This window comes from Pseudomonas sp. Sample_16, from assembly GCF_004307665.1.
Lineage (GTDB): Bacteria > Pseudomonadota > Gammaproteobacteria > Pseudomonadales > Pseudomonadaceae > Aquipseudomonas.
In genome coordinates this window covers 1-22,813 of the sequence record NZ_RCOB01000173.1, presented here as the reverse complement: position 1 = coordinate 22,813, position 22,813 = coordinate 1, and the positions used below count along the sequence as shown (strand labels likewise).

General features: G+C 60.1%; 19 protein-coding genes. 6 read left to right on the top strand and 13 right to left on the bottom strand.

The window, feature by feature from the left end; translation table 11 throughout:
• Positions 1 to 223: 223 nt before the first annotated feature.
• Positions 224 to 1,366: a glycerate kinase gene (locus tag D8U69_RS23005; protein ID WP_130908190.1), complete on the top strand. Its 1,143-nt coding sequence runs from the start codon at positions 224 to 226 to the stop codon at positions 1,364 to 1,366.
• Between the two features lie 118 nt (positions 1,367 to 1,484).
• Here the strand turns inward: D8U69_RS23005 and D8U69_RS22995 are convergent, their stop codons facing one another.
• Entirely contained in the window at positions 1,485 to 1,844 is a 360-nt protein-coding gene (locus tag D8U69_RS22995; protein ID WP_130908189.1) for a DUF6124 family protein, read from the bottom strand.
• Positions 1,845 to 2,259: 415 nt separating this feature from the next.
• Here D8U69_RS22995 and D8U69_RS22990 point away from each other — a divergent pair, with 415 nt between their 5' ends.
• The 3 genes from D8U69_RS22990 (at position 2,260) to D8U69_RS22980 (ending at position 6,467) form a co-directional block, all read left to right on the top strand.
• The gene (locus tag D8U69_RS22990; protein WP_130908188.1) at positions 2,260 to 3,447 is read left to right on the top strand and encodes an aminotransferase class I/II-fold pyridoxal phosphate-dependent enzyme; all 1,188 of its coding nucleotides are present in this window, start codon (positions 2,260 to 2,262) and stop codon (positions 3,445 to 3,447) included.
• Positions 3,448 to 3,735: 288 nt separating this feature from the next.
• Positions 3,736 to 5,937, top strand: coding sequence for an autotransporter outer membrane beta-barrel domain-containing protein (locus D8U69_RS22985; protein WP_130908187.1), 2,202 nt, complete (start codon positions 3,736 to 3,738; stop codon positions 5,935 to 5,937).
• 314 nt (positions 5,938 to 6,251) lie between these two features.
• Positions 6,252 to 6,467, top strand: a complete 216-nt coding sequence (locus D8U69_RS22980; RefSeq protein WP_056852749.1) for a hypothetical protein — start codon at positions 6,252 to 6,254, stop codon at positions 6,465 to 6,467.
• A gap of 251 nt (positions 6,468 to 6,718) precedes the next feature.
• Here the strand turns inward: D8U69_RS22980 and D8U69_RS22975 are convergent, their stop codons facing one another.
• The 10 genes from D8U69_RS22975 to D8U69_RS22925 all read right to left on the bottom strand — a co-directional run bounded on the left by D8U69_RS22975 (position 6,719) and on the right by D8U69_RS22925 (position 18,871).
• Positions 6,719 to 7,696: a D-glycerate dehydrogenase gene (locus D8U69_RS22975; protein WP_130908186.1), complete on the bottom strand. Its 978-nt coding sequence runs from the start codon at positions 7,694 to 7,696 to the stop codon at positions 6,719 to 6,721.
• 20 nt (positions 7,697 to 7,716) lie between these two features.
• The gene (locus D8U69_RS22970) at positions 7,717 to 9,009 is read right to left on the bottom strand and encodes an MFS transporter (protein ID WP_056852747.1); all 1,293 of its coding nucleotides are present in this window, start codon (positions 9,007 to 9,009) and stop codon (positions 7,717 to 7,719) included.
• 111 nt (positions 9,010 to 9,120) lie between these two features.
• Positions 9,121 to 10,086, bottom strand: a complete 966-nt coding sequence (locus D8U69_RS22965; RefSeq protein WP_130908185.1) for a sugar kinase — start codon at positions 10,084 to 10,086, stop codon at positions 9,121 to 9,123.
• Positions 10,079 to 10,861 carry a TIM barrel protein gene (locus D8U69_RS22960; protein ID WP_130905518.1) on the bottom strand — a complete coding sequence of 261 codons (783 nt, stop codon included), beginning with the start codon at positions 10,859 to 10,861 and terminating at the stop codon, positions 10,079 to 10,081. The genes D8U69_RS22965 and D8U69_RS22960 overlap by 8 nt, the downstream gene beginning before the upstream one ends.
• A 171-nt stretch (positions 10,862 to 11,032) precedes the next feature.
• Positions 11,033 to 12,058, bottom strand: coding sequence for a LacI family DNA-binding transcriptional regulator (locus D8U69_RS22955; protein WP_130908184.1), 1,026 nt, complete (start codon positions 12,056 to 12,058; stop codon positions 11,033 to 11,035).
• Between the two features lie 132 nt (positions 12,059 to 12,190).
• Positions 12,191 to 12,799: a LysE family translocator gene (locus tag D8U69_RS22950; protein WP_130908183.1), complete on the bottom strand. Its 609-nt coding sequence runs from the start codon at positions 12,797 to 12,799 to the stop codon at positions 12,191 to 12,193.
• Between the two features lie 53 nt (positions 12,800 to 12,852).
• Positions 12,853 to 13,692, bottom strand: coding sequence for an AraC family transcriptional regulator (locus tag D8U69_RS22945; RefSeq protein WP_130908182.1), 840 nt, complete (start codon positions 13,690 to 13,692; stop codon positions 12,853 to 12,855).
• 77 nt (positions 13,693 to 13,769) lie between these two features.
• Positions 13,770 to 14,411, bottom strand: a complete 642-nt coding sequence (locus D8U69_RS22940; protein WP_056852741.1) for a DUF1345 domain-containing protein — start codon at positions 14,409 to 14,411, stop codon at positions 13,770 to 13,772.
• A 194-nt stretch (positions 14,412 to 14,605) separates the two neighbouring features.
• Positions 14,606 to 17,698: an efflux RND transporter permease subunit gene (locus tag D8U69_RS22930; RefSeq protein ID WP_130908181.1), complete on the bottom strand. Its 3,093-nt coding sequence runs from the start codon at positions 17,696 to 17,698 to the stop codon at positions 14,606 to 14,608.
• A 15-nt stretch (positions 17,699 to 17,713) separates the two neighbouring features.
• Positions 17,714 to 18,871, bottom strand: a complete 1,158-nt coding sequence (locus D8U69_RS22925; RefSeq protein WP_130908180.1) for an efflux RND transporter periplasmic adaptor subunit — start codon at positions 18,869 to 18,871, stop codon at positions 17,714 to 17,716.
• A 293-nt stretch (positions 18,872 to 19,164) separates the two neighbouring features.
• Between D8U69_RS22925 and D8U69_RS22920 the strand changes: the two genes are divergently transcribed.
• Both D8U69_RS22920 and D8U69_RS22915 read left to right on the top strand, forming a co-directional pair.
• Positions 19,165 to 19,866: a response regulator transcription factor gene (locus D8U69_RS22920; RefSeq protein WP_130908179.1), complete on the top strand. Its 702-nt coding sequence runs from the start codon at positions 19,165 to 19,167 to the stop codon at positions 19,864 to 19,866.
• A gap of 4 nt (positions 19,867 to 19,870) precedes the next feature.
• Entirely contained in the window at positions 19,871 to 21,169 is a 1,299-nt protein-coding gene (locus D8U69_RS22915; RefSeq protein WP_130908178.1) for an ATP-binding protein, read from the top strand.
• 8 nt (positions 21,170 to 21,177) lie between these two features.
• On the opposite strand, the gene D8U69_RS22910 is transcribed toward D8U69_RS22915, so the two are convergent.
• Positions 21,178 to 22,167 (bottom strand): RHS repeat-associated core domain-containing protein, encoded by a 990-nt coding sequence (locus D8U69_RS22910; protein ID WP_130905526.1) that lies wholly within the window; start codon positions 22,165 to 22,167, stop codon positions 21,178 to 21,180.
• Between the two features lie 141 nt (positions 22,168 to 22,308).
• Positions 22,309 to 22,813 (bottom strand): transcriptional regulator (locus D8U69_RS22905; RefSeq protein ID WP_130908177.1); only part of this gene is annotated, 505 nt, incomplete at its 5' end.

The following is a 22,813-nucleotide window of genomic DNA, read 5'->3' as shown; positions in this document are numbered from 1 at the left end:
AGGAGCGAGCCTGCTCGCGATGGACGTCAACGATAACGCGCCCCGTCTGAATGACCGCGGTGTCTGGACGTTAATCGCCAGCAGGCTGGCTCCTACAGGGTTCCTGTGTAACCGCCGCTATTTGTGGAAATGAACAATAATCCATACAGCCGCTTGTGCAGCGGCCCGGCGTCATTGCGCCGGGCGGCTGGCAGCATGGGGGCAATGGAACTGGAGAATTCCCATGAAAATCGTGATCGCCCCTGATTCGTTCAAAGACAGCCTCAGCGCCCAAGGCGTGGCCGACGCCATTGCCCTAGGTTTGGCTGACGTTTGGCCAAATGCGCAGTTGATCAAATGCCCGATGGCCGACGGTGGGGAGGGGACGGTCGAGTCGGTGCTGGCGGCCTGCAACGGCGAGCTGCGCCGTACTCAGGTTCGCGGGCCATTGGGCGCGCCGGTTAACGCCGCATGGGGCTGGTTGCCCGAGAGCCACAGCGCAATCATCGAGATGGCCGAGGCCAGCGGTTTGCAGTTGGTGCCGCTGGCTCAGCGTGACGCCTGCATCAGCAGCACCTTCGGTACCGGCGAGTTGATTCGCGCAGCGCTGGATGCCGGGGCGCAACGGGTGATCCTGGCCATCGGCGGCAGTGCGACCAATGACGCCGGCGCCGGAGCCATGCAAGCGTTGGGTGTGAAACTGCTGGATGCTCAGGGCAAGTCGCTCGCACCGGGCGGTTTGGCGCTCGGGCAGTTGGCCCGCATTGACCTGAGCGAAGTCGACCGGCGATTGGCCAACGTGCGTTTCGACATCGCCGCCGACGTCAACAACCCACTGTGCGGCGCACACGGTGCCTCGGCGATTTTCGGTCCGCAAAAAGGTGCGTCGCCCGAGCAGGTCGAGCAACTGGATCAGGCATTGGGGCACTTTGCCGATCACTGCGCCAAGGTATTGGAAAAGGACGTGCGCGACGAGCCAGGCAGCGGGGCAGCGGGCGGTTTGGGGTTTGCTGCCAAGGCATTTCTCGGTGCGCAGTTCAAGGCCGGGGTCGAGGTGGTCGCCGAACTGGTGGGCCTGGCTGAAGCGGTTGAAAATGCCGATCTGGTGATCACCGGCGAAGGCCGTTTCGACGCACAAACCCTGCGCGGCAAGACGCCGTTTGGTGTAGCGCGCATCGCTCAACTGCATGGCGTGCCAGTGATTGTGATTGCCGGTACGCTGGGCGAGGGCTATCAGGCCCTCTATGAACATGGCATCGATGCCGCGTTCGCCTTGACGAGTGGGCCGATGACGCTGGAGCAAGCCTGCACCCAGGCGCCGCGTTTGCTGCAAGAGCGGGCGACAGACATTGCACGGGTCTGGCAAATGGTTGCCCGCCAGCGCTGACAGAACCTGTGGCGAGGGAGCTTGCTCCCGCTGGACTGCGCAGCCGTCCAAAAAGCGACGGCTGCTACGCAACCGAGCGGGAGCAAGCTCCCTCGCCACAAAAGCTCTTTTACGGTGACTACTGCGGTGGATCAATCTGATCCAGCACCCGGTTCGCCGTGATTTCCGCCAGCATCACGCTGTTGGAAATGCCCAGCAGGGCGTTGCGATCACCACCCTCCAGATGATCGACCAGTTGATGGACCATCACGTCGACCGAGGCCAGCGTTTCCACCAGATACACCATCAGGGTTTCGGTCGTGACATCGGGGTCGACGGTGAACAATGTGCTGACCGTGCGCGGCGTGGCTTTGATGTCGGCGGTCGAGGGGAAGTGGAAGTTGAGGGCGCGTTCGGCGGCTTCGTTGAGTTTGTTTGAATCGGATTCGTACGGGGACGTCGGATCGTTATCCGGCGGGTTTGGGGTTACTTTCGGCACAAGCTAGATCCTCATATGAAGCGCCGCCCCTCTTGCGACTAAACGAAAGGGGTGGCAGCTGTACGCAGGTTAGTCGACCGGGGATCTAGCAAACCGGCGCGCCCGAAGGCGCCCTGCGCACAGCTACCATCGAATGCAGACATGGGAATGCCTGACTGATAGTACCTGTGCACTTTGCTAGTAAACCACGAGCGACTAAACCCGATCACTGACAATCAGTGACACGAATCAAGTTACCGATGGCCCCCAGAACGCACAAGCCGGCGGATTCTGGCGTACCCGTAGGCAAAGGCGCAAGGTCTTGTGGCTTTCAGGAAGTATCCTTAAACACCTTTAAACAAAGGCTCGCAGGGTGGCGCGTTCACCGATTTGAGATAGGGTTGAGGCAAGGAAAACCGCGCGACAGGAGAACCGCATGCGCTACTCAACCTTGACCCAACGAATCGCCGGTGACGGTGCGGCGGCCTGGCAGATTCACGATCGAGCGCTTGAGTTGCGCGAGCAGGGTGTCGATGTCCTGCTGCTGTCGATTGGCGACCCGGATTTCGACACCCCACAACCCATCGTAAACGCGGCCATCGACAGCTTGCTGGCCGGCGACACCCACTACCCGGCAGTGCGCGGCAGCCACGGTTTGCGTACCAGCATTGCCCGGCGCCATCACCAGCGCAGCGGTCAAACGGTGGATGCCGACCATGTAATCGTATTCCCCGGCGCGCAGTGCGCGGTCTATTCGGTGGTGCAATGCCTGCTCGACCCCGGCGACGAAGTGCTCGTCGCCGAACCGATGTACGTCACCTACGAAGGGGTGTTCGGTGCCTGCGGCGCGAAAGTGGTACCGGTGCCGGTGCGCTCGCAAAACGGTTTTCGTGTCGACCCGCTGGATGTCGCCGCACGCATCACGCCGAAGACCCGCGCCATGTTGCTCAACAGCCCTAACAATCCCTCCGGCGCCAGTTTGCCGCTGTCGACCTGGCAGACCTTGGCCGCGTTGTGCATTCGTCATGACCTGTGGCTGATCAGCGACGAGGTCTACAGCGACTTGCTGTACGAAGGCGAACACATCAGCCCGGCGAGTTTGCCGGGCATGGCCGAGCGCACGGCGACCATCAACAGCCTGTCAAAATCCCATGCCATGAGCGGTTGGCGCGTGGGCTGGGTAATCGGGCCAAAACCCCTGTGTGAACATTTGGTGAATCTGTCGCTGTGCATGTTGTTCGGCATTCCGGACTTCATCCAGAACGCCGCGCAACTGGCCCTGGATGAAAACCTGCCGCAAGTGGCGTCGATGCGCGAAGAATATCGCCTGCGGCGCGACCTGGTGTGCGCCAGCCTCGACCACTGCCCGGGCCTGCGCGCGGTTCGCCCCGACGGCGGTATGTTCGTGATGGTCGACGTACGTGCCACCGGTTTGTCGGCCCAGCACTTTGCCGAGCGGTTGCTGGAAGGCTATGGCGTGTCGGTGCTGGCCGGGGAGGCGTTCGGGCCGAGTGCGGCGGGGCATATCCGCATCGGCCTGGTGGTGGACCGGGCAAAACTGGCGGACGCCTGCCGGCGGATTGCTCTATGTGCCACGGACTTGCTCGAAGGCTTGCGGGCCTGAAATTACAGCGTTTCCCAGTGCAAAAAAAGTGGCGCTACCTGTCAACTTTGACAGTTACGCACATTCATAAAACACGGTTTACTGCTCCCAAGCGCAGAACGGCGGGAAGCGTTTGGTAGTGCCCGGTATTCGGTCTGCGTTTCGGCCCAAGCCCCATGCAAAGCCATGGCGGCAGGTTATGAACACGGAGATCCGCTCTGAAATCTGTCGGATAAGTCCTACATACGAATGAGGGGCTGTTTTCTAGCATGCGCGGCTTTCCAACTTTTGTTCGCCAATGGTGTGTATATGTCGACGGTCAAATTGTTCAAGCTGCATCCGCTGTCCCGCGTTTTAAAACTGTTATCTGTCACCCCATTGTTGCTGATCAGTGATATCGGGTATGCAAGGGTTTTAATCCCAGGTGAGGTGTTGGACATCGATGGCACCACCGCTCCCGACAATTACGTGTTGAACGGTGGATCGACCTTGAACAGCAACGGCGGCCAGACCTTTGATATCTCCGTCAACCAATCCACGCTGAACCTCAATGGCACCCGGGTTGACGGAGCCGGTAACAATGGCGTGCATTTGAACGCCGGTACGGCGACCATCACTGGAAGCACGATCGAAAATAGTCGGACAGGTTTGGCGATCAGTCGCGACTCGGCGGGGACGCAAGGTTCCACTGCAATTGTCAGTGACAGCCACATTACCGGCGAGAGCGCGGGGGCTACCGTGAACGCGTTGAGCAGCCTGACGCTTAATCATTCGACGCTTTCCGGTACCGGCACCCTCGCCAATGGTTTGCGTGTGTTCAGTGGTACCGTCCAGGCCAATGGCAGCACCATCACCGGCAACGTCAACGGCATCAACATCGACGTTGATCTGGGAATCGATGCCAACAGTACGCTGGTGTTAAACGATACCGACGTTGTCGGACTCAATGGTTCGGCGATCCTCGTGGGTCGCGGCACTGCGGGCACGTCGAAGGCCAACATCGCGGTGCTCAACGGTTCTACGTTATCGGCGAGCAACGGCATCCTGATGAATGTTGTCAGGGGCGCTGAAGCCAATCTGCGAGTGGGCAACAGTACGCTGGTTGGCGATATCGTCGCCGAAAGCGGCAGCACGGCCAACGTCGTGCTGGAAGATTCCGCGACCCTGACCGGTCGTTTGCAGAACGTGCAGAACCTGGGCGTCAACAGCAACGCACGCTGGGTGATGCTCGGCGACGGTTCGGTGCAAAACCTGGACATGAATGGCGGCACCATCCAGTTTGGCAATCCCGGCGAATACTTCAACTTGAATGTGCAAACGCTGTCGGGCAGCGGCGGTACGTTCGCCATGCACACTGACTTCAACACTGGGCAGGTAGACACGCTGACGGTGAGCGGCAATGCCACCGGCAACCACACTGTATCGATTGATGCCAGTGGCTCGGAACCCTTGGCCGCCGGCTCGACTCCGGTGGTGCACATCGGTGGCGGTGATGCCACGTTCACGCTGGCCGGTGGTGCGGTGGACCTGGGGGCGTTCTCCTATGACCTGGTGAAACTGAGCAGCACTGACTGGTACCTCGATACCCTCACGCGCAGCATCAGCCCGGGCACCCAATCGGTGATCGCGCTGTTCAACGCGGCGCCGACCGCCTGGTATGGAGAGCTCAGCACTTTGCGCAGCCGCATGGGCGAAGTGCGCATGGATCATGGCAAAGCCGGTGGCTGGATTCGCGCCTATGGCAATAAATTCGACGTGGATGCCAGTTCGGGCGTCGCTTACCGGCAAGTTCAGCAGGGCCTGTCGTTCGGTGCCGATGCGCCGTTGCCGCTCGGTGACGGGCAATGGCTGGTGGGTGTGTTGGGCGGTTACAGCAAGTCCGACCTGGACTTGAGCCGTGGCACCAGCGGCACCATCGACAGTTACTACCTGGGCGCCTACACCACCTGGCTGGATGAGCCGAGCGGTTACTACTTCGACGGCGTGCTCAAGTTCAACCGGTTCCAGAACGAGTCCGATGTGCACCTGAGTGATGGCAAAAAGACCAAGGGCAATTACGACAGCCATGGCGTCGGTGCCTCCCTGGAGTTCGGTCGACACATCAAACTGGCTGACGATTATTTCGTCGAACCCTTCACCCAACTGTCGGGCGTGATTATTCAGGGCAAGGATTACGACCTGGATAACGGCCTGTCCGCTGAAGGCGATCGCACCCATTCGTTGCTGGCCAAGGCCGGGGCAACCGCCGGGCGTAACTTCCAGTGGGATGACAAGACAGTGCAGCCCTACATCCGCGCTGCCTATGTACACGAGTTCGCCAACAACAACGAAGTAAAGGTCAACAACAACACCTTCAACAACGATCTGTCGGGCTCCCGTGGAGAGTTGGGCGCCGGCGTGGCCGTGTCGCTGAGCGACAAGGTGTCGATCCATGCTGATTTCGATTACAGCAATGGCAACAAAATCGACCAACCGTGGGGAGCCAATGTAGGGTTGCGCTATAGCTGGTGATCATACGTAGGTGGACAAAAGTCACTCTCTTTAATCGGCTAGTTCCGTTCAGGTTGGCGATCACAATGCTTATCTTATGCAGACACTGAATGCAGTTGACCGATGTTTATTTGTTGTGAACGAAACGGAGCCGAAATGAAAAGATTCTATTTTTTGCCTTCTATGGAAGGCGATTCACTCAAAATTTCAATTCAAAAAACATCGAAATACCGAATAGGTTCTGTTGACCACTAGCAATTTAATTTCAACACCTAGGAGGTTATTTCACTAGCCGTTCTGCTGCTAATTTTGATTTTTTCGAAGGAGTCGAAAACATGACGGAAAAATATTTATTACCAGAGGTCCTTGAAAGAATTTACCACAACCAATTGGCTTTGGAGGCAGCATTGATGGAGCTGACACTCTGGGTCGAACAGCGTGGTTCCGATGAGGTTGGTGGAAATATTCGAGGGGCGCTTGAGGCGATTGGTGATAATGCGGGTCATATAAAACAGGGGTTGGCTCGATTGAAGAGTCTTAATAGTGGCTGAGAACATTCCGGTTAAACGACGTAGTTTCCTTAGGCAAATGGTATCGGATCGCATGGTGGATGCCAGTTCTCCGAAATGGTCGATGTACATCAGGCCGGGCTGTTTGTTCAGCACTACGTCGAGTGTCTGTCGGCGCAATCGCGCGCTCGCTTACTCCTACAGTAATCGGTGGTGAACTCGAGATCTGTGAATTCCACTGAAACTGTAGGAGCGAGTTGCTCGCAATGGCGACCTGAAGAACAGGGAATCCCTCAATCCTTCCACGCGCCGCCGTTCACCAAATTCCCCGGCCGCTCACCTACCAGCGCCGCCAGCAAATTGTCCACCGCACACCGGGCCATTGCCTCCCGAGTCTCATGGGTGGCCGAGCCGATGTGCGGGGTTGCCACCACATTGCTCAATTGCAGCAACGGCGAGTCCTGATCAAGTGGTTCACGCTCGAACACATCCAGCCCCGCCGCGCGAATCTGCCCCGTACGCAACGCATCGATCAACGCTGCCTCATCGACAACCTTGCCCCGTGAAATGTTGATGAAGATGCTTTCCGGGCGCATCAGCGCGAACTGTTCTGCGCCAATCATCCCTTTGGTTTCAGCGGTCAGTGGCAGCGTCAGGCAGATGAAATCCGCTTGCTGCAACAGTTCGCTCAGGCTTCGGTATTGCGCATTGAAGCGTTGTTCGACTGCCGGTTTCGGCGAGTGGCTGTGGTAGATCACCGGCATGCCGAAGCCGAAGTGTCCGCGCTGGGCCAGGGCTTCGCCGATGCGGCCCATGCCGATGATGCCGAGGGTTTTACCGTGCACGTCGCTGCCGAAATGCGCCGGGCCGATGTTGCGTTTCCATTGCCCTGAACGAACCATGTTGGCCAGTTCCACCACGCGCCGGGCGGTGGCCAGAATCAGCGCGAAACCGGTGTCGGCGGTGGTTTCGGTAAGCACGTCCGGCGTATTGCTGAGCAGGATGCGCCGCTCGGTCAGGTAGTCGATGTCGTAGTTGTCGACGCCCACCGAGACGCTGGCGATGGCTTGCAGATTGGGTGCCAGGTCCAGCAGCTCGGCATCCAGCTTCAGGCTGGCGCCGAGCAAACCGTGGGCACGGGGCAGGGCGTCGCGCAGTTTGGCCAGGCCTTCGGCGTCCAGGCTTTCGATCAGCGTCACGTCGGTGTGCGCCTGCAGACGAGCCATCAGCTGGGGCGAGAGTTTCTTGTACAGAACGACCTGCTTTTTCATCTTCATGTTCTCAATTGAATTCAGGATTGAGCGCTGAGGGGGCGCGTTACTGCGGGCCGCTCCCGGTCGCTGGCACCGGGTTTGAGCAAAATGGTCAGCACCACCGAGAACATCAGCGCGCCGCTCATCAGCAAGTACGAGGCGCCGGGCGAACCGGTGGCGCTGTTCAGGTAACCGACCAGATAAGAGCCGCCAAACGAACCCAGTGCGCCCATGCTGTTGATCAACGCCATGGCGCCGCCGGCGACGTTGGCCGGGAGGATTTCCGGGATGATCGCGAAGAAAGGACCGTACGGCGCGTACATACAGGCCCCGGCAATCACCAGCAGGGTGTACGACCACCAGAAATGTTCGGCACCCAGCGCGTAGGAACCGTAAAAGGCAATCGAGGCGATCAGCAGCGGTGGCCAGACGAAGCGTTTGCGTTTTTGCAGTTTGTCCGACCCCCAGGACACCAGCAGCATGCCGATCACCGCCGCCAGATAGGGCAACGCTGACAGCCAGCCGGCCTCGACCATGTCCATTTGCGCGCCGGCCTTGAGGATCGACGGCAGCCACAAGACGAAACCGTAGACACCGATGCTCCAGCAGAAAAACTGCAGCGCCAGGAGGATCACTTTCGGCGAGCGAAACGCTTCGGCGTAGTTCTTCACGGCCTTGATGCCGACCTGTTCGGCTGCCAGTGCGCTTTCCAGATCGTGCTTTTCCTGATCATTGAGCCACTTGGCCTGGGACGGACGATCATCGGCCAGACGCCACCAGATGAAGGCCCAGAGCACCGCCGGCAGGCCTTCGATGATGAACATCCAGCGCCAGCTGTAATGCTGCACCAGATAACCGGAGACCACTGACATCCACAGCATGGTCACCGGGTTGCCGAGGATCAGGAAGGTGTTGGCCCGCGAGCGTTCGGCGCGGGTGAACCAGTGGCACAGGTAGATCAGCATCGCCGGCATCACCGCGGCTTCGACCACGCCGAGCATGAAGCGGATGACGATCAGCCAGTAAGCGTTGGAGACAATGCCGGTCAACGTCGCGAGGCTGCCCCAGAGGATCAGGCTGACGAAAATCAGTTTCTTCACGCTGTGTTTCTGCGCGTAGATCGCCCCCGGCACCTGGAAGAAGAAGTAGCCAAGGAAGAACAGCGCGCCGAGCATCGACGACAGGCCCGGCGTGATCATCAAGTCGGCGGCCATCCCGGAGGCGGCGGCGAAACCGTAGTTGGCGCGGTCCAGGTACGCCAGGCTGTAGGTGATGAACACGATTGGCATGATGTACCACCAGCGGCGGGTGGCGAGCGTTGCGGTTTTCATGGGTGGTGCTCCTGAGCTTGTTGTTTTTGTCGCAGCAGGTAACGGTGATCGTTCCCACGCTCGGCGTGGGAATGCCTCAAGGGACGCTCCGCGTCCCCGTGACGCAGAGCGTCAGAGGCTGCGTTCCCACGCAGGAGCGTGGGAACGAACAATATCCATCTCGGCTCTGGTGGGTAACCCTTCCATATCCCCCCGACTCTGCACCGCGCGGCTGCCAATCCAGTTGGCCCGTTGCACGGCGTCGGCAAAGCTGTGGTTTTCCAGGAGCGCGCTGATCATGCCGACGGCGAATCCGTCGCCGGCACCGACCGTGTCGACCACGGTTTGCACCGGCATACCGGCAACGAAGCCTTGATCAAGATGCGTGCGGTAATAGGCGCCATGCGGCCCCAGTTTGATCGCGACGGCTTCGACCCCCTGATCAAGGTAGAAGGCGGCGATGTCGGCCGGGTCTTCGAAACCTGTGAGCAGGCGACCTTCGCTCAGTCCCGGTAGCACCCAATGGGCGAGGGCGGCGAGGCGGTTGATCTCGGTGATCATCTGCTGCTCGCTGGCCCACAGGCTCGGGCGCAGATTGGGGTCGAACGACACGCTGCGCCCGGCTTCGCGCATGCCGGTCATCAGCTCGAACGACATCTGCCGCGCCGTTTCCGACAGCGCCGGAGGAATGCCGGTGGCGTGCAGATGCCGTGCCTCGAGCAAGTCGGGAACGATCGAGTGCGGCGACAGGTGACTGGCCGCCGAGCCACGGCGAAAGTACTCGACCACAGGATCACTGCCATCGTCGGTGCGCGACTTGAGCTGGAAACCGGTGGGGTGCGCGGGGTCGATGTCGACGTGACGGCAATCCAGGCCTTCTTTCTCCAGCGTGTCGATCACGAAGTGGCCCAGTGAATCGGCGCCGACCCGGCTCAGCCATGCCACGTTGAAACCCAGGCGCGACAGGCCAATGGCGACATTGCTGTCCGCCCCGGCAATGCGTTTATGGAAAGCGCTGACGCTGGCCAGGTCGCCGGTTTGCTCGGCGACGAACATCGCCATGGTTTCGCCGAACGAGAGGATATCGATCTCAGACATGGGCGTTCTCCAGCGACGATTGGCCGAGGTGGGCGAGGGCGCTGACGTGTTCGGAGGTCAGTTGCACCAGGTCCTCGCCTTGCAGCGGGTATTCGACAGCGCGCATGACGCCGTGGGCCATGTGCCGCAGCAACTGTTCCCACTGTTGCAGGTCGCTGGCGGCGGGCGGGATGGCGACCAGTTTGCCGTCGGCGCGGCGCATGACGGCTTTGCAATGCACATAACCGACGTGACGACCGAGCAACCGGGCCGCGTTGGTGGCGGACTGGTCCTGCCACTGCCAGTTGCCGATATCGAAGGTCATTTTGATCGGCAGCGTGTGTTGCTCGACTTCATTGAAGAAACGCTGGAACGGTTCGATGCGGCCACCGTGCAAGGTCTGGTCGTTTTCCACCAGCAATTGCACCGGGTGTTCGCCGAGTGTCCGGGCAAGGCTGTGCAAATCGCTGTTGTCGGTGAAATAACCCAGCGACACTTTCAGCCATTTGGCGCCAAACGCCTGGGCACGTTGCAACGCGGTGATCAGTTGCGGATTGGGCTTGGATTGGCCGGCCAGCCACAATTCCATGGGCGAGGAATAGACGCTTTCCAGGCCCTCGGCCCGAGTCGCGTCGGCCAGGTGTGCGGGGTTCTCAAAGGTCAGCAGCTCTTCACGCCATTCGATGCGCGTGGCCCCGGCGGCGGCCAGTACGGCAATGAAACTGCCTTGGCCGCGCTGGCGCACCAGATCGGCGCCGTAGCTGGAAAGGCTGATGGAAACGGCGGGTTTGTTCATTGTTTTTCTACCTCTGAAACCGGTTTCATTTTTGTTCAAAAAAATAGTGGGTGACCTTCAGGGCCTCATCGCTGGCAAGCCAGCTCCCACAGGATTTGTGCTGGATATCAAATTTGTGTTCGACACATGTCCCCTGTGGGAGCTGGCTTGCCAGCGATGAGGCCATCACAGTCAACCCAAATTCCCAAGGGTCGACCCCCGCACAATCAACCGCGCCGAAAAATCCAGGGTCCGCACCGCCCCGTCATCCCCACGCAAGCGCTTGTGCAAACACTCAAACGCGCTGGCGCCAATCTCGGTGGTCGGCTGCGCGAGGGCCGTAATCCCGCTACCCACCAACGGGTACCAATCCAGATCATCCAGCGCAATCAGGCCGACGTCGTTAAACAGATCACACTGCAACTCGCGCAGCGCATGGGTACTGGCCAACGCCGCAATACCGTTCGCGCAAAACAGCGCTTTCGGGCCGGGGCCGGTTGTGCCGAGGAAGGTTTTGAGCTGTTCGGTCAGTTCGCTGCCGGTTTCGATAATGCTGCCTTGAAGGGCCGGGCGCAGGGCGATTTGCGCCTTGAAACTGCTGACCCGCTCAATCCGCGAACTGGTGCCGTCAAACGGTTCAGTCACCATCAACACATCGCGGTAGCCGCGTTCTTCAAGGTGTGTGAGGGCCATTTCGACGGCCGCCGGGTTATCCAGGCCGACGATGTCGCTGTCCAGGTTTTCGACTTTGCGATCCACCAGCACCATGGGCATTTCCCGGTGCAGTTCATGCAGTTCGTCGCGGTGATGGCCGAGGGTGTTCACGATCAGACCTTCGATGTTGTACGAGCGCAGCAGGGCCAGGTGCTGGCGTTCCTGCTCGTCGTCGCGGTCGGTGTTGCACACCACCAGGCTGTAGCCGTGCTTTCGGCAGGCGGTTTCTACCCCGTGCATCACGGCGATTGAATAAGGGTTGCGAATATCGGCCACCAGCATGCCGATAAGACGGGTGCGCCCACGTTTGAGGCCACGGGCCATCTGGTTCGGCCGATAGCCCAGTTCGGCAATCGACTGTTCGATGCGCCGGGCAATGGCGTCGGAAAGCAGGGCGCGGTCTTCGCCGATGAACCGCGAAACGCTGGCCTTGGAGACCTTGGCGTGTTCGGCCACGTCGAGCATGGTCACGCGGCTGCGCTGGGCGGCGGAGAAATCATTCACGGTCTGAAACCTTCTTATTGGATTTATAAGGCTGAGCGCATAGCGCTGAAACCGGTTTCAGAAGACACCAAAATTGAATCTGTCGTCAAGTGTTCGATGAGTCACAGTCCGACAAAAGCCGACCGATGGCGCTCAGCTCAGCAGGCTCAACCAAGCTGAACCCAGCAACAACAGGCCCATGCAGCGGTTGAAGCGTTGCATGGCAGGAGGTGAGCGCAACCAGCGTGCGGAACCGGCGCCAAGCAAAGCCCAAGCGCCGAGACACGGCAGCGATATCAAAAAAAACGCCAGCGACAGCGTCAGCACACGCGCCAAGCGGTTTTCACCGGTGCCGGCAAACACACTGACCACCGCCAGGGCCATCATCCAGGTTTTCGGGTTGATCCATTGCAGGCTCGCCGCGCCCAGCAGGCCCAGGCGCTTTTCGGCATTCTCGCAGGCAATTGACACGGCAGGGGCGCGGAAGATTTGCCAGGCCAGATAACTCAGCCACGCCACGCCGGCCCATTGCATGAGCGTTTGCAACAGCGGCCATTGGCTCAGCGTAGTCCCGGCGCCCGTGCCCACCAGCAACACCAGCAGCGCGGCGCTGGCACAGGCGCCAAGAATGATCGGAACAGCGGCGGACAAGCCGAATCGGGCGCTGTTGCTCAGCACCAGAATGTTGGTCGGGCCCGGGGTGATCGAAGCCACGAAGGCGAACAGCAAAAACGGCAGTAACGTCGGAAAAGAGGACAGCATCGCAGGCTAGCTCCGGTGAAGATCAGTGAACGTGATCTTCACCAACCAGGCGTTTATCTGTCTGGAAGATTTGAGCAGCGCTTGCGGTACAGCGCCGGCGTCAGACCGTAGGCGCGCACGAACCAGCGGCCCAGGTGACTCTGGTCGGCAAAACCCAACGTCGTTGCCACCGTGGCCGGTTGTGCGCCTCGGGCAAGCATTCGACGCGCTGTGGCCAGGCGCAATTGCACCAGGTATGCGTGGGGCGCGATGCCGTAGGCAGCCTTGAAGGCGCGGGTCAGGCGAAAGCGGTCGACGCCGGTGGCGGCGGCCAGTTGGTCGAGGCCGATGTCCGTTTGTGCGTTGGCGTGCAGGTATTCCCGAGCCTTTTGCGCAACCAGGGGTAAGCGCGGATCTTCGCCATAGCGAGTGCGCCAATGCAGGTGGCAGGTCAGGCGTTCGAGCAAGCCATCGAGAGCGGTCTGGCGGACGATCTTCAGTTCACCACCGTGCAGTGTCTCAAAGGCAAGGCTGGTGGCGTGGGCCAGGCGCGAATCATTGGCCAGGGTGGTGGCGAAACTCAACTCGCTGTTGTCCGGGGCATCGTTGAACACGGCACCGAGTTCGCGCTGCAACCACTGCGGGTCGAGGTACAACATGCGATAGGTAAAACCGTCGGCGGTCGGCGCATCGCCGTCGTGAATATCGCCTGGTTCCAGCAAAAACACCTTGCCCGGCGTGCTCTGATGCCTGGCACGCCGACAATTGAACTGCTGCACCCCTTGCTCGGTAACGCCCACCAGATAACTGTCATGCCAGTGCGGATCATAGGCATGCCCCTCGAAATGCGCGCGCAGGGTCTCGATGCCGGTGTCGGCGTCCTGGGCCAGATCGAGCCAGTTGTGAGAAGTCATGCGGCACCTGCGAGGCGGAAATCACAGCTCATTTAACGTCTTTGAGGGAGACCATGACTAGAACGTTTGTGCAGGGATCAATTGAATAGCCCTGCCGCAATATTGATAGAAAACCCGAGAATCGAGGTATTGAACAGAAAACCGATCAACGACTGCGCCAGCACGATCTTGCGCAGATCCCGGGTCGCCACGCCAACATCCGATGTCTGCACCGCCACGCCGATGGTGAACGAGAAGTACAGAAAGTCCCAGTAGTTGGGCGTTGTCAGCCCTTCGGCAAAGCGCAGTGCTGGCTCCTTGCCTTCCCAGGTGTAAAACAGCCGCGCGTAATGCACGCTGAAAATCACCCCGATCAATAGCCATGAACCGACCACTGTCAGTGCGGTGAAGCCGTAATGCAGCAGTTTGCGGGTGGTTTCCAGGTCCCTGCTGCCGGCCAGTTCGACGGCAATGGTTGCCAGGCTGGCAATCGCCGCAATGCACACCACGAACAGCACCAGCCCGGCATTTTCGTCTTCGATGTCGGCAATGCGTTTGACGTCAGCCGCCTTGGAGCGCGCGGCAAGCCAGAACATCAGAATCAGGTAAGTCCAGACCCCGACGTTCCAGCCAATGAGGATTTTGCTGATGATTGAATCGGCCGGAACAAGGACCCCGGCCGCGACACCAAAGGTGGCGGCGGCGGACAGGCGTGGGTGCGTGTGGGTGAGGAAGGGCATGGAGGCTCAATGAGTCAAGGCATTGCAGACACCTTAGCCCAGCGCAGTCTGTTATGACCACAATCCGAAGACGATGAGATCCCTGTGGGAGCGGGCTTGCCCGCGATAGCGGAGTTACAGTCAACATAGATGTTGAGTGTGATGGCTTCATCGCGGGCAAGCCCGCTCCCACAGGGATTTGTGTTGGGTCAGGTTTATTTGTGGCGTTTACGCACCAGTTTCATCACCACCACAAAAAACACTGGCACAAACAGCACCGCCAACGTCGCGCTGATCATCCCGCCGATGACCCCGGTGCCGATGGCTTGCTGGCTCGCCGAGCTGGCGCCGGTGGCGATCGCCAGGGGCACCACGCCGAGGATGAATGCCAGCGATGTCATCACGATGGGCCGCAACCGCAGGCGTGCCGCTTGCAAGGTGGCGTCGAGCAGGTCGTGGCCTTCGTCGTACAGGCTCTTGGCGAATTCGATGATCAGGATCGCGTTCTTCGCCGACAACCCAATGATGGTGATCAACCCGACCTTGAAGAACACGTCGTTGGGCATCCCGCGCAGGGTTACCGCCAGCACCGCACCGAGCACACCCAGCGGCACCACCAGCAGCACCGACGTCGGAATCGACCAGCTCTCATACAGCGCCGCCAGGCACAGGAACACGATCAGCAGCGACAGCCCGAGCAGGATCGGTGCCTGGCTGCCGGAAAGGCGTTCCTGCAATGACAGCCCGGTCCATTCCTGACCCAGTCCCACAGGCCCCAATGCCACCAGCCGTTCGATCTCGGCCATGGCTTCGCCGGTGCTGTGGCCGGGTGTCGGTTCACCGGAAATGGCTACTGCCGGGTAACCGTTGTAGCGGGTCAATTGCGCCGGGCCTTGAATCCATTTGGCCTGGACGAAAGCCGAGAGGGGTACCATTTTTCCGCTGTTGTTACGCACGTGGATCTTCAACAGGTCGTCAACCTGACTGCGTTGGTCGCCCTCGGCCTGCACCACAACGCGTTGCATCCGCCCTTGATTGGGGAAATCGTTGATGTAGGTCGAACCGACGGCAGTGGACAGCACGCTGCCGATGTCGGCAAAGGACACGCCCAAGGCATTGGCCTGTTTGCGGTCGACGATCAATTGCACCTGCGGCGCTTCGGCCAGGGCGCTTTCGCGCACGTTCATCAGGATCGGGCTCTTTTCGGCGGCCGCCAGCAACTCGCTGCGGGCCTGCATCAACGTGGCGTGGCCGAGGCCGCCGCGATCCTGCAAGCGGAACTCGAAACCGCTGGAGGTGCCGAGGCCGTCCACCGGAGGCGGCAGCACAGAGAAGGCCATGGCGTCCTTGATCTGGCTCAGGGCGATGTTGGCACGATCGGCAATTGAACTCGCCGAGTCATCGCTGCCACGTTGCGACCAATCCGTGAGTGTCGAGAACGCCAGCGCCGCGTTCTGCCCGCTACCGGAGAAGCTGAAACCGAGAATCACCACGCTGTCGCCGATACCCGGCTCACCGGCGTTATGCGCTTCGATCTGTTCGGCCACCTGCACGGTACGGTTCTTGGTGGCGCCGGGTGGCAACTGAATGTCGGTAATGGTGTAGCCCTGATCTTCCACCGGCAAAAACGAAGAGGGCAGGCGCGCGAAGCACAATCCCAGACCGACCAGCAGCACGCCGTAGATCAGCAGATAGCGACCGGTGCGTTTGAGGGCATAGGCGACCCAGCCCTGATAGCGGTCGGTCAGTTGCTCGAAACGACGGTTGAACCAGCCAAAGAATCCGCTTTTTTCATGATGCTCACCCTTGGCGATCGGTTTGAGCAGGGTCGCGCACAGCGCCGGGGTCAGGGTCAGGGCGAGGAACGCCGAGAACAGGATCGAGGTGGCCATCGACAGCGAAAACTGCCGGTAGATCACCCCGACCGAACCCTGCATGAATGCCATCGGAATAAACACCGCGACCAGCACCAGGGTGATGCCGATGATCGCCCCGGTGATCTGCTTCATGGCTTTGCGCGTGGCGTCCTTGGGCGACAGGCCTTCGTTGGCCATGATTCGCTCAACGTTCTCCACCACCACAATCGCGTCGTCGACCAGGATACCGATGGCCAGCACCATGCCAAACATGGTCAGCACGTTGATCGAGAAACCCAGGGCGAGCATGGTCGCAAAGGTGCCCATCAGCGCCACCGGCACCACCAGCGTCGGGATCAGCGTGTAGCGGATGTTTTGCAGGAACAGAAACATCACGGCGAACACCAGCAACATCGCCTCGCCGAGGGTGTAGACCACTTTGGTGATGGAGACTTTGACGAACGGCGAGGTGTCGTAGGGAATCTTGTATTCGACGTTCGCCGGGAAGTAGCGCGACAGCTCGTCCATCTTCGCCCGCACCAGGGTGGCGGTGTTGAGGGCATTGGCGCCGGGCGAGAGTTGCACGCCGACGGCGGTCGACGGCTTGCCGTTCAGGCGCGTGGAAAACTGGTATTCCTGGCTGCCGATCTCGACCCGCGCGACATCGCCGATGCGCACCGTCGAGCCATCGGGATTGGCCTTGAGCACGATGTCGGCGAATTCTTCCGGCGTCGATAACTGGCCTTTGACCAGAATGGTCGCGGTGATTTCCTGGCTGCTGCGGCTCGGCAAATCACCGATGCTGCCGGCCGAGACCTGGGCGTTCTGGGCGACGATGGCCGCGTTGACATCCGCCGGGGTGAGGTTGAAACCGATCAGCTTCTGCGGGTCGATCCAGATGCGCATCGCTCGTTCGGCGCCATACAGCTGCGCCTTGCCGACGCCGTCCAGGCGCTTGATCTCGTTCATCACGTTGCGCGCCAGATAATCGCTGAGCGCCACGTCGTCGAGCTTGCCGTCGCTCGAAGTGAGGGTGATCAGCAGCAGGAAGCCGGCAGAGACTTTTTCCACCTGCAAACCTTGCTGGTTGACCGCTTGCGGCAGACGCGACTCGACGACTTTGAGGCGGTTTTGCACATCCACCTGGGCCATCTCCGGGTCGGTGCCGGGCTGGAACGTCGCCTTGATCGTGGCGCTGCCGAGGCTGCTTTGCGATTCGAAATACAGCAGGTGATCAGCACCGTTGAGTTCTTCCTCGATCAGGCTGACCACGCTTTCGTCCACGGTCTGCGCTGAAGCGCCCGGGTACACCGCGTAGATTTCGATTTGCGGCGGCGCGACATCGGGGTACTGCGCCACCGGCAACTGCGGGATGGCCAGGGCACCGGCCAGCAGGATGAACAGGGCGACCACCCAGGCAAACACCGGGCGGTCGATAAAAAACTGCGGCATATACAAGCGTCCTGCTTACTGGCCAGAAACCTGGGCAAGTGGAAGAGGGGAGTCGTCGATCTGCACTTTCTCGCCGGGGCGGGCATGTTGCAGGCCTTCGGTGACGATGCGGTCGCCCGGTTTGAGGCCGTGGGTGACGACCCAGCGGTCGTTCTGCACCTGGCCCAATTCCACCGGTTGCTGGCTGATGCGCTGTTCAGCGTCGAGCAGTAGCACTTGCGCGATACCGGCGCTGTCGCGCTGGATCGCCCGCTGCGGCACGCTGATGCCTTGTTGATTGACCGCTTGCTCCAGGCGCACGCGCACGAAACTGCCGGGCAACAGATCAAGGTCGGGGTTGGGGAATTCGCTGCGCAGAATGATCTGGCCGGTACCCGGGTCGACCGTGATATCGCTGAACAGCAATTTGCCCGGCAACGGATAGAGGCTACCGTCGTCCTGAATCAGCGTGGCTTTGGCCTGTCCTTGACCGACTTCTTCAAGCTGGCCGGAGCGGAATGCGCGGCGCAGGTCATTGAGTTCACGGGTCGATTGGGTCAGGTCGGCGTGAATCGGATTCAATTGCTGTATCAATGCCAGCGGCGTGGTTTCGTTCTGCCCGACCAGCGCGCCTTCGGTGACCAGCGCACGGCCGATGCGTCCGGAAATCGGTGCGGTGACGGTGGCGTAACCGAGGTTCAGCCTGGCCCGTTCAACCGCAGCTTTACTGGCGGCGACATCGGCGGCGGTCTGCCGTGCGTTGGCCCGCGCATTGTCGTAATCCTGACCGCTGATGGCCTTGTCGTCGATCAACTGGGCGTAGCGCTGTTCCTGCAGTTTCGCCTGGAACGCATTGGCTTCGGCTTTGCGCAGCGCGGCTTCGGCGCTATCGAGGTCAGCCTTGAACGGTGCCGGGTCGATGCGAAACAGCACGTCGCCTTTTTTCACGTCGCTGCCTTCGCGGAAGGTGCGTTGCAGGACCACGCCAGCCACTCGGGCACGCACTTCAGCAATGCGCGGTGCGGCAATACGCCCGCTCAATTCGCTGCTGATCGACAGCGGTCGGGCTTCGATGGTTTCGATGCGAACGCTGGCCAAGGGTGGCTGTTCCTCGGCGATCGAGGACTTGTCGCACGCGCTCAACGTCAACGCCAGGGCCAAAAGGCTCAGCCTGGCAAGCAGTTTCTTTGACATGAATTACCCCAATAATGACCCCCAGCATCCTACTGGGCGTCGGCGAGGGTAGCGGTGAAGCTTTGTAGGCGCTGTGTGAAATTGTGTAAGGGTTTTACTCAGGAGTGTGTGTGGGCGTATATCCTTCAAGCCTTGAATCTTTTTGCGCCTGTCAGGCCGCTATCGCTGGCAAGCCAGCTCCCACAGTGGTTGAGGCTGCACACACACAATTTGTGTTCACATCAGACCCTGTGGGAGCTGGCTTGCCAGCGATCAGGTCCTGACTGGCGCCACTGTACTTCTGGAAACACCCCATGCCCAACATCCTCCTGGTCGAAGACGACACTGCCCTCGCTGAACTGATTGCCAGCTATCTGGAGCGCAACGGTTTTTCCGTCAGCGTGATCGGCCGCGGCGATCATGTGCGCGAGCGTGCGCGGCTCAATCCGCCGGACCTGGTGATCCTCGATCTGATGCTGCCAGGCCTCGATGGCCTGCAAGTCTGCCGCTTGCTGCGTGCCGATTCGGCGGCGCTGCCGATTCTGATGCTCACCGCCCGCGACGACAGCCACGATCAGGTGCTGGGGCTGGAAATGGGCGCTGACGATTACGTCACCAAGCCGTGCGAACCGCGGGTTCTGCTGGCACGGGTGCGCACGTTGCTGCGGCGCAGCAGCCTCAGCGAGCCGCAAACCGCCAACGACCGGATCCTCATCGGCAATTTGTGCATCGACCTGTCCGAGCGCACCGTGACCTGGCGCGGTCAGTCGGTGGAAATGTCCAGCGGCGAGTACAACCTGCTGGTGGTGCTGGCCCGGCATGCCGGTGAAGTGCTGAGCCGTGACCAGATCCTGCAACGCTTGCGCGGCATCGAATTCAACGGCACCGACCGCTCGGTGGACGTGGCGATCTCCAAGCTGCGGCGCAAGTTCGACGACCACGCCGGCGAGGCGCGCAAGATCAAGACCGTGTGGGGCAAGGGTTACCTGTTCAGCCGTTCCGAGTGGGAATGCTGAGGCCATGTTCAGAATCCTCTTTCGTCTGTACCTGGTGACCATCGTCTCGTTCAGCGCGGCGATTTACCTGGTGCCGGACCTGGTGATCAAGGTTTTCCACGAGCGATTCATCACTTACAACCTCGATTACTCCCGAGGCTTGCAAACCCTCATCGTCAAACAATTCAAAGCCGTGCCGACCGAGCAGTGGCCTGCGCTGGCAGCGGAAATGGACGGTGAGTTCAAACCGTTGCACATTGTGCTCAGCAGCATGGATGACCCCGGGCTGTCCGTGGATGAGCAGCAACGTTTGCAGCGTGGTGAGAACGTGGTGCGCGTGGGCGATTGGGGCTGGCGTACCCTGGCGGTGGCGCCGCTGAATGAACGCACCGTGGTGCACATGGTGGTGCCGCCGGATCCGATGGATGTCAGCCTGTTGTACTGGAGCATCAACGTGCTGATCGGCGCGACCATGCTGGCGTGCCTGTTGCTGTGGTTGCGCCCGCACTGGCGTGATCTGGAACGCCTGAAAAGCGCGGCTGAACGTTTCGGCAAGGGCCATCTGAGCGAGCGGACGCAGATTGCCCCGAGTTCGAACATCGGCAGCCTGGCCAATGTGTTCGACACCATGGCCGGCGACATCGAAAACCTGTTGAACCAGCAGCGTGACCTGCTCAATGCGGTCTCCCATGAATTGCGCACGCCGCTGACACGCCTGGACTTCGGCCTGGCGTTGGCGCTGTCCGATGACCTGCCAGCCGCCAGCCGTGAACGCCTGCAAGGATTGGTCGACCACATCCGCGAACTCGATGAGTTGGTGCTGGAGCTGTTGTCCTACAGTCGCCTGCAAAATCCGGCACGGATACCGGAGCAGGTCGAGGTGTCGCTGGACGAATTCATCGACAGCATTTTGGGCAGTGTCGATGACGAACAATCGCCAGACATCGTCATCGACGTACTGTTGCATGGTCAGCTCGAACGCTTCACCCTCGACCCGCGGCTGACCGCCCGCGCCCTGCAGAACCTGTTGCGCAACGCCATGCGCTACTGCGAAAAACGCATCCAGGTCGGCGTGCAGGTGTGTCCCAAAGGCTGTGAAATCTGGGTGGATGATGACGGCATCGGTATTCCGGACGACGAGCGTGAACGAATCTTCGAACCGTTCTATCGGTTGGATCGCAGTCGTGATCGGGCTACGGGCGGGTTTGGTCTGGGGCTGGCGATCAGTCGCAGGGCGCTGGAGGCGCAGGGTGGCACGTTGACGGTTGAAACCTCGCCGCTTGGGGGGGCGAGGTTTCGGTTGTGGTTGCCGACGCTGGATTGATTTCGGTGTTAACTCGTACGTATGTTTGTTATTTCAGGATTCTGAGGACTACGAACTCTAGGGATCCGCAGGATGTTATCGCGTCGACCGAACTCTATTTTCGGGCTAACAGACCCTGATGTCTGCGGCCGCGAAAAGCTTCCTTGGTTGGGGCTACTGGAAGGCGATGAACGCGGTGGTGACGCCGGTTGCCTCGCGGGATTTGCGTTGGATGTAAGTGAACGCATTTCAAAGTCTCCAGTCTGGGCACGTGCAGGAGCACCTCTGGAACCCCTCAGCCCACGACCCTTAAGCCCGCGACCCTTAAACGCATAGCCTCCGAAAGCAAAGGCCGCAAAGCTGGCGGAAACAACTGCAAGCCCATCAAGTGCATACGCCAGTGTATCGTCTTCTACAATCTCTGCTGCCGCAGCACTAGCCGTTCCAACAACGAGGCCAATAATTCCTGCCAACAGCAAGCCGGAAAAGTGCCCGGTCGGATCGCTGCGATTGACCGGATCTCCCACGCAATACACATACGGATTCAACCCGCCTTTTTCGAAAGGGCTCAAGTTGTCCGGGCTGTTAAAGCGCATCAATACCGGGTTGAACTGGCGGTATCCATTACCCAGATGATAGTGCCCGGTCAACGGGTCTGGCCGTTCGCCGTTAAACCCCAGCAAACTGAGCACGCCGTTTTCACTGGAGCGATGACCGTAGGCGGTATAGACAATGGGCTTGTTTTGCGTGGCATCAAGCACGTTGCAAACTGAACGTTGCCGATCGGTTGCCAGCAAGGTTGCAGTCGTCCTGCCGTCCCGGTGCTGCTGTTGCGCCAATGGCTGGTCATCGTGCTGTAACAGGCTGTGCCGCACAGATCCCTTAATTTCGGTGGTCAAGCGAGTCTTGCAGTAAAAGCGTTGGAGGCTGTCTGAAGTTGGAAGCGCACTGCCGACCAGGCGGTCGAGAGCGTCGTGATGGTAGCGACACAATGTGGTGTTACTAGAGAAAGTAGACATCGATCGAGCTCCATTGAACGCTCAAGATAGGTGCTCTCAGCTTCGGAGGATTGTTGATCGTAGTCTACTGTCAGAAATACCAGTGTTGGCTCGCCCGCGACATGATCTCCAGGGCAGCTTATGATCAAGTGCCAAGAAGTATCATGTGCTGAGCCGGCCGCGCAGTGATTTGGCCATGCCTTCCAGGTCGGTCATGGAATTACGCCCGATCAGCATCCACGCGTGTTGCATATCCGCCCAATAGACAATGTTCATGCCATGTCGACGCTCCCGGGCGATAGGCCGGCTGCCGCTGTTGGAGCGGGTGATGCATAGCGCCAACGGGCCGTGGAGCGGATCGAGGTAGGTGATCTGGGCGATAGGCACGCCATCGTATTCAAGAATTTGCGCACGCTTGAGTTCGGCGCGAGGCAAGGCCAGTTGCGCCGGCGCAATGCTCAGGTCCAGGCTGGCCTCGATCGTGCGCAATTGCGTGCGCTGGGTGGCTTCATCGTTGGGCAAATGGTCGAGGGTTTGCGGAATGTACAGGACCATGTAGTCAGCCACCAACTGGCGCCAGTTATCGTTCTGCTGACTGGCTTGCCAAGCGAGGAACAGACGATCCGCCAGCACACCGGTCACCAGAAATCCGGCTGCCGCCGCTAGA

What these genes read in the sequence shown, in the direction of transcription:
- D8U69_RS22940 (WP_056852741.1), bottom strand. Translation starts at nt 14,411, where the DNA reads ATGCCCTTCCTCACCCACACGCACCCACGCCTGTCCGCCGCCGCCACC.
- D8U69_RS22960 (WP_130905518.1), bottom strand. Translation starts at nt 10,861, where the DNA reads ATGAACAAACCCGCCGTTTCCATCAGCCTTTCCAGCTACGGCGCCGAT.
- D8U69_RS22910 (WP_130905526.1), bottom strand. Translation starts at nt 22,167, where the DNA reads ATGTCTACTTTCTCTAGTAACACCACATTGTGTCGCTACCATCACGAC.
- D8U69_RS22945 (WP_130908182.1), bottom strand. Translation starts at nt 13,692, where the DNA reads ATGACTTCTCACAACTGGCTCGATCTGGCCCAGGACGCCGACACCGGC.
- D8U69_RS22980 (WP_056852749.1), top strand. Translation starts at nt 6,252, where the DNA reads ATGACGGAAAAATATTTATTACCAGAGGTCCTTGAAAGAATTTACCAC.
- D8U69_RS22985 (WP_130908187.1), top strand. Translation starts at nt 3,736, where the DNA reads ATGTCGACGGTCAAATTGTTCAAGCTGCATCCGCTGTCCCGCGTTTTA.
- D8U69_RS22965 (WP_130908185.1), bottom strand. Translation starts at nt 10,086, where the DNA reads ATGTCTGAGATCGATATCCTCTCGTTCGGCGAAACCATGGCGATGTTC.
- D8U69_RS22990 (WP_130908188.1), top strand. Translation starts at nt 2,260, where the DNA reads ATGCGCTACTCAACCTTGACCCAACGAATCGCCGGTGACGGTGCGGCG.
- D8U69_RS22920 (WP_130908179.1), top strand. Translation starts at nt 19,165, where the DNA reads ATGCCCAACATCCTCCTGGTCGAAGACGACACTGCCCTCGCTGAACTG.
- D8U69_RS22930 (WP_130908181.1), bottom strand. Translation starts at nt 17,698, where the DNA reads ATGCCGCAGTTTTTTATCGACCGCCCGGTGTTTGCCTGGGTGGTCGCC.
- D8U69_RS22950 (WP_130908183.1), bottom strand. Translation starts at nt 12,799, where the DNA reads ATGCTGTCCTCTTTTCCGACGTTACTGCCGTTTTTGCTGTTCGCCTTC.
- D8U69_RS23005 (WP_130908190.1), top strand. Translation starts at nt 224, where the DNA reads ATGAAAATCGTGATCGCCCCTGATTCGTTCAAAGACAGCCTCAGCGCC.
- D8U69_RS22970 (WP_056852747.1), bottom strand. Translation starts at nt 9,009, where the DNA reads ATGAAAACCGCAACGCTCGCCACCCGCCGCTGGTGGTACATCATGCCA.
- D8U69_RS22975 (WP_130908186.1), bottom strand. Translation starts at nt 7,696, where the DNA reads ATGAAAAAGCAGGTCGTTCTGTACAAGAAACTCTCGCCCCAGCTGATG.
- D8U69_RS22915 (WP_130908178.1), top strand. Translation starts at nt 19,871, where the DNA reads ATGTTCAGAATCCTCTTTCGTCTGTACCTGGTGACCATCGTCTCGTTC.
- D8U69_RS22925 (WP_130908180.1), bottom strand. Translation starts at nt 18,871, where the DNA reads ATGTCAAAGAAACTGCTTGCCAGGCTGAGCCTTTTGGCCCTGGCGTTG.